The 17,042-nt window shown below is 69.5% G+C and carries 16 protein-coding genes; 9 read left to right on the top strand and 7 right to left on the bottom strand.

Features of this window, described 5'->3' with window-relative positions:
- Window positions 1-40: 40 nt before the first annotated feature.
- The 4 genes from AC07FN_RS03590 to AC07FN_RS03575 all read left to right on the top strand — a co-directional run bounded on the left by AC07FN_RS03590 (window position 41) and on the right by AC07FN_RS03575 (window position 3,274).
- Complete coding sequence (locus AC07FN_RS03590; RefSeq protein WP_478394173.1) at window positions 41-904, top strand: class II fructose-bisphosphate aldolase; 864 nt, start codon at window positions 41-43, stop codon at window positions 902-904.
- Window positions 901-1,839 carry a 1-phosphofructokinase family hexose kinase gene (locus AC07FN_RS03585; protein WP_478394172.1) on the top strand — a complete coding sequence of 313 codons (939 nt, stop codon included), beginning with the start codon at window positions 901-903 and terminating at the stop codon, window positions 1,837-1,839. Before AC07FN_RS03590 ends, AC07FN_RS03585 begins: the two co-directional genes overlap by 4 nt.
- Window positions 1,840-2,030: 191 nt before the next feature.
- On the top strand, window positions 2,031-2,816 hold the full coding sequence (locus AC07FN_RS03580; protein WP_478394171.1) for a DeoR/GlpR family DNA-binding transcription regulator: 786 nt from the start codon (window positions 2,031-2,033) through the stop codon (window positions 2,814-2,816).
- A gap of 80 nt (window positions 2,817-2,896) precedes the next feature.
- The gene (locus tag AC07FN_RS03575; protein ID WP_478394170.1) at window positions 2,897-3,274 is read left to right on the top strand and encodes a PH domain-containing protein; all 378 of its coding nucleotides are present in this window, start codon (window positions 2,897-2,899) and stop codon (window positions 3,272-3,274) included.
- 180 nt (window positions 3,275-3,454) lie between these two features.
- Here AC07FN_RS03575 and AC07FN_RS03570 read toward each other — a convergent pair whose 3' ends face one another.
- The 7 genes from AC07FN_RS03570 to AC07FN_RS03540 are packed head-to-tail and all read right to left on the bottom strand — an operon-like array spanning window position 3,455 to window position 11,399.
- Window positions 3,455-4,672: a M6 family metalloprotease domain-containing protein gene (locus tag AC07FN_RS03570; RefSeq protein ID WP_478394169.1), complete on the bottom strand. Its 1,218-nt coding sequence runs from the start codon at window positions 4,670-4,672 to the stop codon at window positions 3,455-3,457.
- Between the two features lie 33 nt (window positions 4,673-4,705).
- Window positions 4,706-5,953, bottom strand: coding sequence for an alpha/beta fold hydrolase (locus AC07FN_RS03565; protein WP_478394168.1), 1,248 nt, complete (start codon window positions 5,951-5,953; stop codon window positions 4,706-4,708).
- Window positions 5,954-5,982: 29 nt separating this feature from the next.
- Entirely contained in the window at window positions 5,983-6,957 is a 975-nt protein-coding gene (locus AC07FN_RS03560; protein ID WP_478394167.1) for an ABC transporter ATP-binding protein, read from the bottom strand.
- Window positions 6,954-7,772 (bottom strand): ABC transporter ATP-binding protein, encoded by an 819-nt coding sequence (locus AC07FN_RS03555; RefSeq protein WP_478394166.1) that lies wholly within the window; start codon window positions 7,770-7,772, stop codon window positions 6,954-6,956. The genes AC07FN_RS03560 and AC07FN_RS03555 overlap by 4 nt, the downstream gene beginning before the upstream one ends.
- A complete protein-coding gene (locus AC07FN_RS03550) occupies window positions 7,769-8,761 on the bottom strand; it encodes an ABC transporter permease (protein WP_478394165.1) in 993 nt (330 codons plus the stop codon). Before AC07FN_RS03550 ends, AC07FN_RS03555 begins: the two co-directional genes overlap by 4 nt.
- Window positions 8,758-9,693: an ABC transporter permease gene (locus AC07FN_RS03545; RefSeq protein ID WP_478394164.1), complete on the bottom strand. Its 936-nt coding sequence runs from the start codon at window positions 9,691-9,693 to the stop codon at window positions 8,758-8,760. Before AC07FN_RS03545 ends, AC07FN_RS03550 begins: the two co-directional genes overlap by 4 nt.
- Window positions 9,690-11,399: an ABC transporter substrate-binding protein gene (locus AC07FN_RS03540; protein ID WP_478394163.1), complete on the bottom strand. Its 1,710-nt coding sequence runs from the start codon at window positions 11,397-11,399 to the stop codon at window positions 9,690-9,692. The genes AC07FN_RS03545 and AC07FN_RS03540 overlap by 4 nt, the downstream gene beginning before the upstream one ends.
- Before the next feature lie 63 nt (window positions 11,400-11,462).
- Between AC07FN_RS03540 and AC07FN_RS03535 the strand changes: the two genes are divergently transcribed.
- The 5 genes from AC07FN_RS03535 (at window position 11,463) to AC07FN_RS03515 (ending at window position 16,990) form a co-directional block, all read left to right on the top strand.
- A complete protein-coding gene (locus tag AC07FN_RS03535; RefSeq protein WP_478394162.1) occupies window positions 11,463-12,479 on the top strand; it encodes a LysR family transcriptional regulator in 1,017 nt (338 codons plus the stop codon).
- A gap of 73 nt (window positions 12,480-12,552) precedes the next feature.
- Window positions 12,553-12,705: a hypothetical protein gene (locus tag AC07FN_RS03530; protein WP_478394161.1), complete on the top strand. Its 153-nt coding sequence runs from the start codon at window positions 12,553-12,555 to the stop codon at window positions 12,703-12,705.
- Window positions 12,706-13,069: 364 nt separating this feature from the next.
- Window positions 13,070-14,497 (top strand): rifampin monooxygenase, encoded by a 1,428-nt coding sequence (rox, locus tag AC07FN_RS03525; RefSeq protein WP_478394160.1) that lies wholly within the window; start codon window positions 13,070-13,072, stop codon window positions 14,495-14,497.
- A gap of 329 nt (window positions 14,498-14,826) precedes the next feature.
- Entirely contained in the window at window positions 14,827-15,849 is a 1,023-nt protein-coding gene (locus AC07FN_RS03520) for an LLM class flavin-dependent oxidoreductase (protein ID WP_478394159.1), read from the top strand.
- A 571-nt stretch (window positions 15,850-16,420) separates the two neighbouring features.
- Window positions 16,421-16,990, top strand: coding sequence for a hypothetical protein (locus AC07FN_RS03515; RefSeq protein WP_478394158.1), 570 nt, complete (start codon window positions 16,421-16,423; stop codon window positions 16,988-16,990).
- Window positions 16,991-17,042: the final 52 nt, after the last annotated feature.

Below are 17,042 nucleotides of genomic sequence, written 5' to 3'. Positions count from 1 at the left end.
GCAAACCGGTCATCAACCACACTGAAAAGAGGTAGCAGCCATGCCTTTGGTCGGCACCGGCAGCGTCGTCGACGCCGCCGTCCGCACCGGTCTCGGGGTCGGTGCGTTCAACGTCATCGGGCTCGAACACGCGGATGCCCTGGTGACCGGCGCCGAGCGCGCGGGGGCCCCGGTGGTGTTGCAGATCAGCGAGAACTGCGCGCGCTACCACGGCGCGCTGGAGCCGATCGCGTGCGCGACGCTCGCCCGCGCCCGCAGGGCCGAGGTGCCGGTGGCCGTGCACCTGGACCACGCCGAGTCCGAAGATCTGGTCGCCGAGGCCATCGAGCTCGGGTTCGGCTCGGTGATGTTCGACGCCTCGAAGCAGAGCTACGAGGAGAACGTGGCCCGCACGCGCGCAGTCGTGACCAGGTGCCACGACGCCGGGCTCTGGATCGAGGCCGAGCTGGGCGAGGTCGGCGGCAAGGACGGCGTCCACGCGCCGGGGGCCCGCACCGATCCGCGCGAGGCCGCCGACTACGTCGCCGCCACCGGCGTGGACGCGTTGGCCGTCGCGGTCGGCACCTCGCACACGATGGTGACGCGGGACGCCTCGCTCGACTTCGAGCTCATCAAGCGGCTCGACGACGCGCTGAGCGTTCCCCTCGTGCTGCACGGTTCTTCTGGCGTGTCCGACGAGGACCTCGGCTCCGCCATCCGCAGCGGCATGACCAAGATCAACATCTCCACGCACCTGAACAAGACGTTCACGGAGTCGGTGCGGCAGGTCCTGGCGGGCAGCCCGGCCCTGGTCGATCCGCGCAAGTACCTCACCGCGGGCAAGGACGCCCTCGCGGCGGAAACCGCGCGCCTGCTCGGGGTCTTGCGGCTCGGCACCGGCTCGCCCCAGGATGCGACCGGATGATCATCACCGTCACCCCGAACCCCGCGCTGGACGTCAGCTACCGGGTGGAGCACGTCCTCCCCGGGGAATCGCACCGCGTCCGCAGCGTCCACGAACGCGCCGGGGGCAAAGGTCTCAACGTCAGCAGGGTCCTGCACGGCCAGGGCGTCCCGACGCTCGTTGCCGCCCCTGTCGGGGGCGTCCTCGGCGACGTGATCCGCGACGACCTCACCGCTGCCGGGATCGAGCACGCGCTGCTGCCGGTGTCCGCTCCCACCCGCAAGACCGTCGCGGTGATCGCCGAAGCGGACGCCGGCGAGGCGACGCTGTTCAACGAGCCCGGCGGCCACCTGGGCGGCGAGGACTGGCAGCGGCTCAGGGCCCTCGTCGCCGAGCGGCTGACCACCGCTTCGGTCCTCGTGTGCTCGGGAAGCCTGCCGCCCGGGTGCGCGGCGAGCAGCTACGCCGAGCTGGTCCGGGACGCCCACACCCGCTCGGTGCCCGCGGTGGTCGACGCCACGGGCCCCGCGCTGCTGGCGGCGGCTGAAGCCGGCGCGGACCTCGTCAAGCCCAATGCCGCCGAACTCCGCGAAACGACAGGACATGACGACCCGCTCAGCGGAGCTCAGCAGCTGCGCGACCGCGGCGCGGCAGCCGTGGTCGTCTCCCTCGGCCCGGACGGATTGCTCGCGGTCACAGATGAGGGGGTCTGGCGCGCAGCGCCGCCCTTCGCGGTGAGCGGCAACCCGACGGGAGCCGGTGACGCGGCGGTGGCGGCGTTCGCCGCCGGCATCATGCGCCGGGAGACCTGGCCCGAGCGCCTGCGCAATGCCGTTGCGTGGTCGGCAGCCGCGGCAGCGGCGCCGGTCGCGGGCACGCTCGACCGCCGCGTGCTCCGGGACATCGCCGACAACATCACGATCGAACCGCGGGCCGCCGACGGGACGCGCGGGTAGTTGCTTGAAAATGACTCGGCGGACGGGAAAAGGGGCCTCGGGATCCGGCGCAGCACGACCTGCTGGATGCCGGATCGACGGGCCGTTCGCGCCGGGCCTGCGCGGAACACCTGTCACCCGGTGAGCGTTTATGAGCGATACTGGGCGTGGAGTGATCGATTCTGCGTTCGGCCGAAGGATGGGGGACACCGGTGGACCGGCATGCGCGACTGTCCGCGTTGCTCGACCTGCTCGGGGAACGAGGCAAGGTCACAGTGGACGAGATCGCCGAAGTGCTCAACGCTTCCGCGGCCACGGTTCGCCGCGATCTCGATCACCTCGCGGAGCAGCAGCTGCTGACCCGCACGCGCGGCGGAGCCGTCGCCCAGAACATCTCCTACGACCTGCCGCTGCGCTACAAGGCCGCCCGGAACGCGCGTGAGAAGGGGCGCATCGCCCGAGCGGCTGCGGCGATGGTCGCGCCGGGTGCGGTGGTCGGGGTCAACGGGGGTACGACCACCACCGAAATCGCGCGCAGCCTCGTGTCGCGCGCCGATATCGGCGACTCCGGCGAACGCACGTCGCTGACCATCGTCACCAATGCCCTGAACATCGCCAACGAGCTCGTCGTCAGGCCCCAGGTGAAGATCGTGGTGACGGGAGGCGTGGCGCGACCGCAGTCGTTCGAACTCACCGGGCCGCTCGGCACCCACCTCCTCCAGGAGATCACCCTCGACATCGTGTTCCTCGGCGTGGACGCCGTCGACCCGTCGCGCGGCGCGTTCGCGCACAACGAGGCCGAAGCCAGCATCAACCGCCTCATGACCGAACGCGCCGACCGCGTGGTCGTCGTCGCCGACAGCTCCAAGCTCGACCGCAGCGCCTTCGCCCACATCTGCCCGGTGGAGTCGATCGACATGCTGCTGACCGACTCGAACGCGCCCGCCGAACTCATCCAGCGCTTCGACGCCGCGGGAGTACCGGTCAAAGCGGTGTGAGCCGGAGGGGCGGCGTCGGGCGCCCGGCGTTTTCGTTAGTGTGGTCGAAGGGCATCCGATCTTCGCAGGGGAGTGCGAGCATGGGGCTTTTCGACGGGATAATGGGCAACGCTTCGCGGGTCGACCCCCGTGCGGCAGCGCAGGAGTTCGGGCGCTTGCTGGCGCAGGGGGAGGAGATCCACGCCGCGTACCAGTTGATCCGGGACTCGTTCCTCTTCACGGACCGGCGCCTGGTCCTCGTCGACAAGCAGGGCATGACCGGCCGGAAGGTCGAGTACCACTCGATCCCGTACCGCAGCATCACCCACTTCTCCGTCGAGACCGCCGGCACCTTCGACCTCGACGCGGAGCTGAAGATCTGGCTCTCCGGCACGGCCGAGCCGATCACGAAGCAGTTCGGCAAGGGCGTCGACGTCTACGAGGTCCAGGCCCTCCTGAGCGCCTACGTGGCACGCTGATCAGTTGCCGGCCGCCGAGCTGCGCTGGGAGCATTCCGGGTCCAGCAAGGCGTTCCTGGGCACCGAAGAGTTCGGGCGATCTCGCCGGTGCTGATCAGGGCCAACACCTCGCGGCAGGGCACCGATTTCGTCGTGGGTGCGCAGCCGTGACCGGGAGTCCCAGCTGCGCACCCGGACACATCAATAGCCCAACCGTGCGTCGGTCTCAGCGCGGCTGACCCGCACGGTGTCGCCGGTGTCGCCGCTGTCAAGCACCTCGATCCGAACACCCGATTGCGGGTCCGTGAATGACTGCCCGGGGAGGAATGCCCCGTCATCCAGCGGCTTGCAGCCGTTTTCCGGCGTGGTGCTGGGTTGCGCGTCCAACACCTGGACCGGCCCCTGACCGGTCTGGATCGCCGTGTCGACCCGGTAGATCAGCACGCCGGACGAGCAGGAGGCGGCATCGAGGCCTGTGGCGCGTCGGGATTCGGCGACGAATGCGGTGGTCGGTCCGGTGCGCACGACCGCGATCTTGTTTCCGCCGGGCTGCTCGACGGCGGTCAGCCGGGCGGTGACCTCGCCCGGACCGGGTAGGCAGACGACCTGCTCGTCGTGGCTCCAGCCGAGCTTCCAGGAGTGCCAGCCCAGCGGGTGCGGTGCGGCACCGCTGATGTCGCCCATGACGTCCCACCCTCCCGCGTGGCGGTGGATGTCGGGACCGGTGAAGGAGTACAGATCGGGAAGCCCGAACGTGTGCCCGGTTTCGTGGGGTGCGACCTCGTAGCCCCAGTGCCACATGTCCTGACCGAAGGTGACCGCCCACTTGATCCTGGTGCCATCGGCGACGACGCCGGGGGTGGCGGGCGCGAACAGGTAGGTCGGCGAGAACGTCACCGCCGCAGCGGTTTTCGGGGGGACGATGTAGACCAGGTCGTACGACGAGAAGTCCACGTGCGGGTCGGCAGCGGTGATGGCATCCCGGACGTACTGCTCGTGCTCTTCGAACGTGATGCCGCGGTCGAAACCGTACGTGGTGGACTCCCGCGGCATCCGCAGCCAGCGGTCCAGCGGGGTGATGTCCAGTCCGACCTCGCCGTAGGACGCTTGGTCCAGCCATTCCGCGGCCGGCTTCAGGTGATCGGCGTAGGTCGATGTCGGCCCGTCGGCCGGGGCGTCGGGAAAGTCCGCGAAGAGCATGAGGGTGCGGATTCGGCCGCTGGGCTTGAGGAACTGGACCGGATCGGTGTTGTGCCCCTCGTCTGTCCAGCCGGTCTGGCCGGGCAGAGCGCACTGCTGGGGGTCAGTTGCGCGAGCTGGTTGCGGGGTCGGTGCGGCGGCGACTGCGGTCGTGGTGGCGGCGGCGAGCAGGGTCAGCGAAGCGGCGAGCGGCAGCAACGCTCGTGTTGGGGTTGGCAACGAAGCCTCCAAAATTACGGTGGAATCGGGTCCTCAGACCCGTCCGGCGGCCATTTCCATCAGTCGGGCCAGTACGCGATCACCGGACGCGGTGACGCCGTTGTGCTCCCACTCGTTGGTGACCCACGCGCGCAACCCGCCCACCGCGCGAGCTGTGCCGAGCGAGAGTTCAGCGTCCACGTACATGTCGTCGTGGTAGATCACCGCGGCCACCGGCACTTCGTTGGAGGCCAGTCGTGGCGGGTCGTAGAGCGGGGGCCAGCCGGTGCGATCGGCGAGCAACTGGAGCGCTCCCGCGAAGGGGCGCAGTCCCGCGATCTCGTCGAACATCCAGGGGTAGAACATCTCGCCGGTGAACAGCAGCGGATCGGCGTCCGGGTCGAATTCCGGGAAGTCCGCCATGGCGTGGTGAGCCGCCCACGAGGTCGGCTCGTCGCCCTGGGCGTAGGCCGATTCCTGCAGCGCGGCGAACAGCGGGTTGTCCACGAAGCCGGTCAGGTTCATCACCTGGTAGCGGAACGTCGCGGAGAGGTCCCCGTCCGGACCGAACGCCTCGTCGAGCAACCAGTGCACGCGCTCGAACCCGTCGCCCATGCCGAAGACGAGCCCCAGGGTGCGAAGCCGTTGCACGGTCAGCCGGTCCCCGTCCGGCAGCAGGACCACGTTGCGCGCGAGCAGGTCGGCAATCCGGCGCACCAGGTCGCGATCTCCTGGATAGCGGGCGTAATAGGCGGAGACCTTGTCCCGAACCCGGGGATAGGTGCGCGCGTAGACCTCGTCGGCGGTGGCGTTCAAACCTGGCAGGCCACCGGTGACGTAACAAGCGCGCAGTCCCTCGGGAGCTCGGGAGAGGTAGGTCAGCGTGATGAAGCCGCCGTAGCTCTGCCCCAGCGTTTCCCAGGGTTCGTCCCCGCACAGTCGCCGCCGGATCAGCTCCGCGTCCGCGACGATCGAGTCCGCGCGGAAGTGGCAGAGGTGGGCCGCCAGATCGGCGGCTGATCCGTACCGCGCGGCCGCACGGGCGGTCACCGGACTGCTGCGGCCGGTGCCCCGCTGGTCCAGGAGCAACACGCGGTGGGTCTTGAGGGCGTGGCCGAGCCATCCTTCGGACGCGCTCAGCGGCCGCGGGGACTTACCACCTGGTCCGCCCTGCAGGTACAACAGCCAGGGCAGCCGCTCTCCTGCGCGAACCGGGTCGACCATCTCGCGGGCGAAAACCTCGATCGACGGGCCGCCCGGATCGGCGTGATCCAGCGGCACTGGAAACAGGTGATCGGTCACTGCGACACCAGGAAGGCGGTACGTGCGGTTCATGGGGTCCTTTCTTCGGGGAAGTGGCAGGCCACCTGGTGGCCGGGCGTGATCGTGCGCAGCGCGGGACGCTCCTGCTCGCAGCGCTGCGCGGCCTTGGGACATCGCGTGCGGAAGGGACAGCCGCTGGGCGGAGCCAACGGGCTGGGCAGGTCGCCGTGGAGCACGATCCGCTCGCGGGAGCGCTCCGCATCAGGGTCGGGCAGCGGCACGGCGGACAGCAGCGCGCGGGTGTAGGGGTGGGCCGCCCGGGAGAACAGCGTGTCGCGATCGGCCGTCTCGACCACGGTGCCGAGGTACATGACCGCGATTCGGGTGCTGATCTGGCGCACCACGCCGAGGTCGTGCGCGATGAACACGTAGCTCAGCCCGAATTCGTCCTGCAGATCCTTCAGCAGGTTGAGGATCTGCGCCTGCACCGAGACGTCCAGCGCCGAGACCGGCTCGTCGCAGACCACCAGCCGGGGCCGCAACGCCAGTGCCCGCGCGATGCCGATCCGCTGGGCCTGGCCTCCGGAGAACTCGTGCGGGAAGCGGGATGCGTGTTCCGGCCGCAGCCCCACCCGCTCGAGCAGTTGCTCGACCGGTTCGTTCGGCGCCAGTCCCTGGTACTGGAACGGTGCGGTCAGGATCCGCCGGACCGTCTGCCGCGGATTCAGCGATGAGAACGGGTCCTGGAAGATCATTTGAAGTTCCCTGCGGACCGGTCGCAACGCGGCCTCGCCCAGTGGCGCGAGTTCCCGGCCGGCGAACCGCACGGTCCCGCTCGTCGGCGTGTCCAGCCGGGTGAGCAGCCGCCCCACCGTCGACTTGCCGCAGCCGGACTCGCCCACCACGCCCAACGTCTCGCCCTGGGCCACGTGCAGCGAGATTCCGTCCACAGCGGACACGTAGCCGATCCGCTGCCGGGTCAGGCGATGCCGCACCGGGTACCGCTTCACCAGGTTCTGCGCTTCCAGCAACGGCGGTTTCACGGAGCCTCCACTGTGGGCAGCCGGTGCGGGAGAGGTCCCTCGACGCGGGGTACGCAGTCGAGCAAGCCACGGGTGTAGGCGTTCTCCGGCTGGTAGAACACCTTTCGGACCGGGCCCCGTTCCACCTCGCGTCCGCCGTGCATCACCACGACGTCGTCTGCGAGCCCGGCGACCACCCCCATGTCGTGGGTGATGAGCATGATCGCGGTGCCGGATCGTTCGCGCAGATCGCGCAGCAGGTCCAGGATCTGAGCCTGCACGGTCACATCGAGCGCGGTGGTCGGCTCATCGGCGATGAGCAGGTCGGGTTCCAGGCACAACGCCATCGCGATCATGACGCGTTGCCGCATGCCACCGGAGAACTCGTGCGGATAGGCCCGGGCCCACCGCTCGGGCTGCGGGATGCCCACCCGATCCAGCATGCGCACCGCCACGCGATGCGCCTCGCGGCGCCCTACCGGGCGGTGCGCCCGGTAGGCCTCGGCGATTTGGAAAGCCACCGGGTAGTACGGGTTCAGGCAGGACAGCGGATCTTGGAAGATCATCGCTATCCGGTCACCGCGCAACCTGCGCAGCCGACGTCGGGCCCACGGGCCCGCAGCGGCAAGATCCCGCCCGTCGAAGTGGATCTCGCCGGTGATCTCGGCGTCGGGCAGCAGCCCCATGACAGCCAGACTGGTGACCGACTTGCCGCTGCCCGATTCCCCGACCACGCCGAGCACCTGCCCGGCCGTCAGGTCGAGGTCGAGGCCGTCCACCGCGCGCACCCCGGATGCGAAGTCGACGGTCAGACCGCGTACGGACAACAGGTTCATCCGGCGACCCTCACTCTCGGATCGAGCAGCGCGTAGAGCAGATCGACGGCGAGGTTGGCGGTGATCACGAACGGCGCCGCGAACAGCGTCACGCCGAGGATGACCGGCTGGTCGGCGCTGGTGATCGCGTCGGCCGCGAGTTTGCCGACACCGGGCAGGCCGAACACCGACTCGGTGATCAGCGCTCCGCCCAGCAGCGCACCCAGATCCATCCCGAAAATCGTCACGATCGGCATCAGCGCTGGACGCATCGCGTGCCGCCGCAGGACGACCGGCTCGGCCAAGCCCTTGGCCCGCGCCGTGCGCACGTAGTTCTGCCCGAGGCTTTCGAGCATCTCGCCGCGCGTCACCCGCGCGTAGATCCCGGCGTAGAGCATCGCCAGTGCGATCCACGGCATGAGCATCGACTCGGCCCAGCCGATCGGATCTTCGGTGAAGGCGACCTCCTGCGGGTAAGGCAGCACTTGCAGCGTGACCACCAGAACGTATTGCAGCACCAGCGCGGTCAGGTAGATCGGCAGCGAGATCCCGCCGAGCGCGGCGATCATCGCCATCCGGTCCCAAGCGCTGCCACGGCGCAGAGCGGAGATCACCCCCGCGGCGACGCCGACGTACAGCCACAGCACCGCGGCCCCCACCGCGATCGAGATGCTGACCGGAAGCCGGTCGGTGAGCATCTCCCAGACCGGCTGGTTCGTCTGGAAGCTGAAGCCCAAGCAGGGGAAGGGGCAGGTGATGACCTGCTCGCCGGTGCCGTACGTCCGGCCCGCGACGATCCCGCCGAGGTAGTTCGCGAACTGCTCGGGCGCGGGCCGGTCGATGCCGAGCGTCGAGCGGATCTCGGCGATCCGCTCGGGGCTGCACGCCTTGCCGCAGGCACTCTGCGCCGGGTCGGCGGGCATGAGGTGGAACACCGCGAAGGTGAGCCCGCAGACCACCAGCAGGATCGCGGCCGCCGCCGCAAGCCTGCGGATCAGGAAAACGATCATGGTTGCCCGCTCCTGGGATCGAACACGTCGCGCACGGCGTCGCCGAGCACGTTGAACGCCAGCACGGTGATGAACAGGAAGGCGCCGGGAATCAGGAAGTACAGCGGGTCGGCGGCGTACCACGGCACCGCGGCAGCGATCATCTGCCCCCACGACGGCGTCGGTGGCCGAACCCCCACCCCGAGGAAGGAGAGCCCCGCCTCGGTGGCGACGTAGCTCGGGACCGACGTGGTCGCGACGACCAGGATCGGGCCGCTCAGGTTGGGCAGGACCTCCCGCACCAGCAGCGCCCGGCGGGAGGCGCCGAGCGCCCGGGCCGCCGAGACGAACTCGCTGCGGGCCAACACCGCGGCCTGTCCGCGAACGATCCGCCCCACGTACGGCCAGCCGAAGAAACCGAGCACTACCACCAGCAGCGCCTCCCGATCGGCGTCCGGTGCCGCGGAGATCAGCGCGATCATGAAGATCAGGCTGGGAAACGACATCAGCAGGTCCATCACCCGGCCGATCGCGGCGTCGACCAGCCCGCCGAAGAAGCCCGCCGCCAAGCCCAGCGCGCTGCCCAGCACCACCGAGACAGCCGTGGCGAGCAGGGCGATGAGCAGGGAGACCCGCGCACCGTAGACGATGCGAGCCAGGATGTCCCGGCCGGTGATCGGCTCGACGCCCAGCCAGTGCTCGGCACTGATCCCGCCGAACGCGCCGCGTGGCAACCCGCCGAGCACGGGGTCGAGGGTCCCGGTGTCGAACGAGGTCGGCGACGTGCCGGCGAGCCCGGTGACCAGTGGAGCGGCGAGCGCCACGAGCACCAGTGCGGCTACTACCGCGAGTGCGGCCACCGTTGACCACTGCGCGCACAGCCTGCGCAGCGCGGGGGCATCCGTCCGCGCGGGGAGCGCCGTCGCGGGTGCCGGCATCGGCGGGGCGGTCATTTGCGCAGCCCCACCGACGCGAGGTCGATCCTGCCGACGTAGGCGATGTGCCCGTACGCGCCGGCGACGTTGCCTCCCACCAGGATCGGCGAGCGGTCCCACAAGAACGGCACAACCGGGACGTCCTGCATGATCTCCTTAGCCAGTTCGCCGTAGGCGGCCGCTGCTCTCGCCGGATCGGTCATCGCGGCGATCTCGTCGAACTTCGCGTTGACCGGCGCGGAGTTGTACTGGGCGCGGTTGTTGTTTCCCACGCCGGTGATCAGCCGTCCGTCCAGCACCGTCGGCAGGTAGGTCGAGGCACCCGGCCAATCGGGCGTCCAGCCGTCGATCACCAGGTCGTGCTGCTCGGTGGTGTTGCCCACCACGCTGTAGTAGGCCGACGAGCTGATCTCGTTGATCTTCACCTCGATCCCGGCTCGGCCGAGGGCTGCCTGCACGCTCTCGCCCTGAGCCCGGCCAACGGCGGTGGCCGGGACGTCGAGGGTGATCGTGATGCCCGGTGCGGTGCCCGCCTCGGCGAGCAACGCCTTGGCCTTGACCGGGTCGCCCCTGCCATCCGGGCTTGGAAACGGATCTTCCGGGACATGGCCGGGTATCGACGGTGGTAGCAGGGTGGTGGCGAGTTCCCCGGCGATCGGGCCTCCCCTGGTGGTGCGCAACGCATCCTTGTCGAGCGCGTAGGCGATCGCCCGGCGGACGAGCACGTTGTCCAGCGGCTTGCGGGAGGTGTTGATCGCCAGGTAGCGCGTGTTGATCGACTCGCCCGTCACGAGTCGGCTGTGCAGCCTCGGATCCGTCATCACCCGTCCTACCGAGGACGGGCCGATCGGTTCCATCGCGATCGCATCGGCGTCCTCGCCCTGGGCGGCGATCAGCCGCTGGTCGACCACTGCGGCATCCAGGCCCAGCTCGATCACGATCTTGTCGGGGAGCCCCTTGCGCACCTGGTCGGTGGACGGATCCCAATGCGGGTTGCGCGCCAACTCCAGCCGCTTCTTGGGTTCGAACCGCTCGATCCGGTACGGGCCGGAGGAGAAGGGCCGCGCGTAATAACCAACGCCCGTGTCCTCGTCCGCCGGCACCGGGGCGAACAACGGCAACGACATCGCCGAACCGAAATCGGCCACCGGGCGGTTGAGCTTGAACACGATCGTCTTGTCGTCCGGGGTCTCGATCGAATCCAGACCGCCGCCGTCCCGGTACGGGCCGTGGTACGACTCGCCGCCGACCAGCCAGGTCCTGGCGTACGGTGGTCCCTCGGGCAGTTCGGGCGCGAACGACCGCTGCACCCCGTACTTGATGTCCCCGCTGGTGATCGGGCGGCCGTCCTCGAACCGCACGCCGTCCTTGAGCGTGAAGGTCCAGGTCCTGCCGCCGTCACCGGGACGGCCGGTGTCGGTGGCCAGGTCGGGCACGATCGTCCCGCCGTTCTGACCGGGTGCTGCGGCGTACGTGGTCAGCGTCCGGTAGATCAGCCTGCCCACGTTCTGCGAGTGCGTGGGGTAGTTCCGGGCCGGGTCGAGATGTTCGATGCCGATGCTGGAGAGCACGTGCAGCGTGCCGCCCCGGACGGCTTCGCCGGCCGGCCCGCTACCGCCGTCCGCCGCTGCGCCGCAACCGGCTGCGGCGGCGAACGCCAGCGCCAGGCTCGCCGCCAGTCCAGCGCGCCGTTTGCCCACTGACTGCTCACTGCGATGTGACATGCAAGGAAGAGTGCTGACGGCGGATGGTGGTGGGGAGCTCTCAGCTGCCCATAACATCGCGCTATGGAGCTGGAAGTTCGCCATCTGCGCGTTGTTTGCACGATCGCGGAAACGGGCAGTCTGACCCGCGCAGCCGCCGCGCTGCACCTGACCCAGCCCGGCCTGAGCGCCCAGTTGCGGCGAATCGAGACCATGCTCGGCGGGCGGCTGTTCGATCGCCGCACCAGCGGGGTGTCGCCCACCGCGCTCGGTGAACTGGTCCTCTCCCGTGCGAGGGCGGTGTTGCCCACCCTCGACGAGCTGATGAACACCGCCGCGCTGGCTGCCCGCTCGGAGGCGATGCCGCCCCGCCGGATTCGCCTCGGGTCGGTCAACGCGCCGCTGCTCGGCGGTCTGATCGAAGCCGCCCGGACGTTGCACCCGCAGGCCGAGATCACCTCCCGCGAGCAGTACTCCCCGATACCGCTGGTCGACGATGTCGCCGCGGGCCGCCTGGAAGCGGCGGTGGTCGGCGACAACCCCGGATACGAGCTGCCGCCCCAAGGCGGGGTCGTGCTGCATCCGGTCGCCACCGAGCCGGTTTTCGCGATGCTGCCCGCCGCACATCCCCTGGCGGACCAGGACGAGGTCGAGCTCGCCGATCTGGTGCGCGAGGATTGGGCGGGGCCGCGTCCTGACGACCGCACTCCGGAGTATTGGGCGAGAGTCGTGCTCGGCACCGGCAGGCGAGTGCGCATGCCGTACGTGGCGGAGGGCCGATTGCTCGTGGACATCGTGCGCCACGGCCACGCGGTCAGCCTCTGCCAGGCCACGTTCGACGAGGTTCCGGGCCTCGCGATACGTCCCATCGCGGGCAATCCGATCTGGTACCGGCACCTGGTGGCCTGGCATCGCGACGGCCCGCTGGCCGAATCCGCTGACTTCATCGGCAGGCACGTGGCCGAGGCCCACGAGTCGGCCTGCGCCCGCAATCCGGTCTACACGCGCTGGCACGCTCGCCACCGCTCCGGTGAGACCGGCGCGGAAACCACCCCTCGGCCATTGCCGGAAGCCGAGTCCGAGCTCGTTGCCGAAGCCTGACGGAGGAGTTCTGCAGCCGAGATCCAACGCGGGCCCGACTGCTGCAGATGATCCACCGAGAACACTTCTCCGAGTGTCGCGCGCCCAGGACTCACCGGTGCAGTGCTTGGAGGAAGTCCAGGCCCAGGCGGCGGACGGCTTCGATGTCGAGTTGGTAGCGGACTACCGCACCCTCCCGGTGGCCGTGCACGAGACCGGTCTCGTGGGGCTGCCTGAAGTGACGTGACACCTGCGGGCAGTCATTTCCAGGCGCATCGCGAGTTCGGTGGGTGCGTGAATTCTGCGGACGGATCTGAAGTGTCGCTCGGAGATTCGGTGGCCTGGAGCGGGCCTGGACGACTGCATCGGATCGACATCTTCGGCGCATGCAGCGCGGCGACCACTCCGGGAGAGCGACGCGACTTCAAGGTGATCTTTTTCGTCCACATCGGACGCCAAAATAGGGAATGCATTCCCTCCCACTTCAACATATAGCGCACCGGGGGGCTTGCGGCAAGACCCAGGTGGTGCCGCAGAATCTCCGGCCGGAGCCAGAACCTGCGGAATTGTGCGGGCGCTGGCCGAACGCAACCTTGCTGAATCGGGGATTCATGTACGACGTGATCATTGCCGGTGGCGGGCCGACCGGCTCGATGCTGGCCGGTGAGCTGCGGCTGCACGGTGTGCGCGTGCTCGTGCTGGAGAAGGAGGCGGAGCCGGCCGAGCACGTCCGCGGGCTCGGCATGCACGTGCGCAGCATCGAGATCATGGACCAGCGCGGCCTGCTGGAGCGGTTTCTCGCGCACGGCCAGGAGTATCCGCTCCATGGTTTCTTCGCCGGTATCGCCAAGCCGTCGCCGGACAGGTTGGACACCGCGCATTCGTACGTCCTCGGCATCCCGCAGACCATCACCGATCGCCTGCTGGTCGAGCACGCCGAGGAGGTCGGCACCGAGATCCGGCGCGGCTGCGAACTGGTCGGGCTCAGCCAGGACGACCACGGGGTGACCGCCGAGCTGGCCGACGGCACGCGGTTGCGTGCGCGCTACCTCGTCGGCTGTGACGGTGGCCGCAGCGCGGTGCGGAAGTTGCTCGGTATCGCCTTCCCCGGCGAGCCCTCCACGACCGACATGCTGCTGGGCGAGCTGGAGGTCACCGCGCCGCCGGAGACGGTGGCCGAAGTGGTGGCCGAGATCCGCAAGACCAATCGGCTGGTCGGGGCCGGGCCCGCCGGCGACGGCTTCTACCGCGTCGTCGTGCCTGCCGCGGCGGTGGCCGAAGATCGCTCGGTTCCGCCGACCCTCGAGGAGATCAGGCAGCAGCTGCGGGTGTTCGTCGGAACCGACTTCGGTGCGCACTCGCCGCGCTGGCTGTCCCGCTTCGGCAACGCCACCCGGCTGGCCGAGCGATACCGGGTCGGCAGGGTGCTGCTGGCCGGCGATGCGGCGCACATCCACCCGCCGATGGGCGGGCAGGGGCTCAACCTCGGCGTCCAGGACGCGTTCAACCTCGGCTGGAAACTGGCCGCCGAGCTCGCCGGCTGGGCACCGGAGGGACTGCTGGACAGCTACCAGGCAGAACGGCACCCGGTGGCCGCTGCCGTGCTGGACAACACGCGCGCCCAGATGGAGCTGCTGTCCACCGAGCCCGGCCCGCAGGCGGTGCGCCGGCTGGTGTCGGAACTGATGGACTTCGAGGAGGTGTGCCGGTACCTGATCGAGAAGATGACCGCGATCGACATCCGCTACGACTTCGGCGAGGGGCATGACCTGCTCGGTCGGCGGCTGCGGGACGTGACGCTGAAGCAGGGGCGCCTCTACGAGCTGATGCGCGGTGGCCGTGGCCTGCTGCTCGACCGGAGCGGCCTGCTCTCGGTGGAGGGCTGGGCGGACCGGGTCGACCACGTCGTCGACACCAGCGAGGAACTGGACGTGCCCGCCGTGCTGCTGCGGCCGGACGGCCACGTGGCCTGGGTCGGCGACGATCAGCAGGATCTGCTCAGCCGACTGCCGCGCTGGTTCGGCGCCGCAGTCGGCTGAGCTCGCAGGTGTGATCGGAACCCGTTGAGAATCCCGCATCGACGGCCCAGCGTCTCTTGTGGACGATGTGCGGGCCTGCTGCGGGAAGGCCGATGTCAAGCCGCCGTATGCGCCAGCCGGTGATCGGCCAGGTCGCGGTACTCCGCTGATCGTGACCTGGTCGACCGGCACTCGCCACTGGCACCTTGCCGGTGAACCCGCGCCGGTCGGCGTCGTGGACCTGGTCGACGCCCTGGACCGCTCCGCGACCTGAATGCGAGCTCCCGGTCCGGCACGTGCTGTGACGAAGGCCGAGGAATCAGCCGGTGGGCCGGGGCGTTGGAGCGGTTATGAAGCGCATCGGATTCCTGTCGTTCGGGCACTGGTCCGACACTCCGCATTCGCAGACCAGGACCGCCTCCGACTCGTTGCTGCAGGCCATCGACCTCGCCGTGGCGGCCGAGGAGCTCGGTGCCGACGGTGCTTTCTTCCGGGTGCACCACTTCGCCCAGCAGCAGGGCTCCCCGTTCCCGCTGCTGGCCGCGATCGGCGCCAAGACCTCGCGCATCGAGATCGGCACCGGCGTGATCGACATGCGGTACGAGAACCCGATGTACATGGCGGAGGACGCCGGGGCGGCGGACCTGATCTCCGAGGGCAGGCTCCAGCTCGGCATCAGCCGCGGCTCGCCGGAGCAGGTGATCGATGGGTGGCGGTACTTCGGCTACCGGCCGAACGAGGGCGAGACCGAAGCCGAGATGGCCCGCAGTCACACAGAGGTGCTGCTGAAGGTGCTGGAAGGCGAGGGGTTCGCCGAGCCGAACCCGCGCCCGATGTTCGCCAACCCGCCCGGGCTGCTGCGTGTCGAGCCGCACTCCGAGGGCCTGCGGGAGCGGATCTGGTGGGGCGCCGCCTCTAACAGCACCGCGGTGTGGGCGGCCAAGCTCGGCATGAACCTGATGAGCTCGACCCTCAAGGACGACGAGGGCGGGTCGCCGTTCCACGTGCAGCAGGCCGAGCAGATCCGCGCGTTCCGCAAGGCGTGGGCCGACGCCGGGTGGCAGCGCGAACCGCGCGTGTCGGTGTCGCGCAGCATCTTCGCGCTCACCAATGACCTGGACCGCGCGTACTTCGGCCGCGACAGCGGCAGCGCGGACCACGTCGGCTACATCGAAGAGAACACGCGGTCCATCTTCGGCCGCACCTACGCCGCCGAGCCCGACGTGCTGGTGCGGCAGCTGGCCGAGGACGAGGCGATCGCGGAGGCCGACACGCTGCTGCTGACCGTGCCCAACCAGCTCGGGGTGGACTACAACAGCCACGTGCTGGACAGCATCCTCACCCACGTCGCGCCCGCCCTCGGCTGGCGCTGAGCTCCACCTGCCGGGTGACGGCTTCGGCTGCGAATCCCGCTGCCGAAGCCGTCACCCGGCCCCGTACGTCCCCTCTTGACGGAGTCGGTCAAAGACGCGCCAGCGAACAGCGGTCCGCACGGCCGCGTGCCTTCCTGCCGGATGAAGCCGCCGTCGTCGGGCACGACTCCGTCGACCGGGTCGCAGGGCGGGGCGGCCGACCTGCCGGTCGCGCCGACCCCGGTCGCCGTCGAGGGGCACCACGCGGTCACCGGCTGAAGCACTCCGGACACGCCGCCGGCCACCTGCACGTGGGATCACTTCCCCGGCAGGTGGCCGGCGGGCCGTTACCGGCCTCCTGCTCGCGGTGTGATCAAGCGCGCACGTCGAGGTTTTCGCCGCCGCGGCGAGACTTCCGATCTATTGTTGGAGCGCATCGCAGCTCCAAGCCCTCGAAGCGGTCCAGGCGGCTACGTCCTCGCTCCGCTGGTCACGAGCGCTCGGCGCACGAAGCCTAAATCCGCTCGGCGAAGGGAAGTGGTTTGGCCAGAAGCACGGCCGCCGAACCGCCGCTGTCAACGGGACGGACCTGGTGGGCACCATCGTGCTCGACATGGCCCCGGTCCTCGCCATCCGGGAGATCGTCGTGCGGCGACTCCGCCGCGACCACGGCCTCCCAGCCCCTCTCGAACAGCGAGTACCCGCTATGACCGAAGCCAAGCAAACGCGCGTCTACAAGGGCAGCGGGTACTGGATCACGCAGATCGTGTTCTCCCTGCTGATGATCGTCCTCTGCGGAGCAGGGGGAGCGTACATCCTCTTCGCACCGGCCAATCCGGGCGACGAGGCCGGTCCCGGAGCTGGGGTCATGATGCTCCTCATCGCCATCGCGTTCCTCTTCGTCCTGATCTGGTTGATCAAGCAGTTCATGGGGAGCGCGAAAGAACAGCGCGCCGTCTACGCTTGGGCCATCATGCAACAGCACTCGCGCAACGTCCATGGTGGACGGCCGCGGAACGCGCCACAGGCCGTCGGAAACGATGTCGCCGCCATGTCGGTCGCGAAGAAGGCCTGCAACGGCCAGCTCTCGCGCGCGGAGATCGACCGGCTCCAAGCGCTCCGGCCCGAGGTGCCGTACCCGGGAAAGATGCCGCCTGCATGAACCAGCCAACGGCACTGACGGCTTTACCGGAACGCTGACGCAAATCCGGGGG

It is taken from the genome of Saccharopolyspora sp. NPDC045941, assembly GCF_056431445.1.
This window is presented reverse-complemented; position numbering and strand designations above follow the sequence as displayed.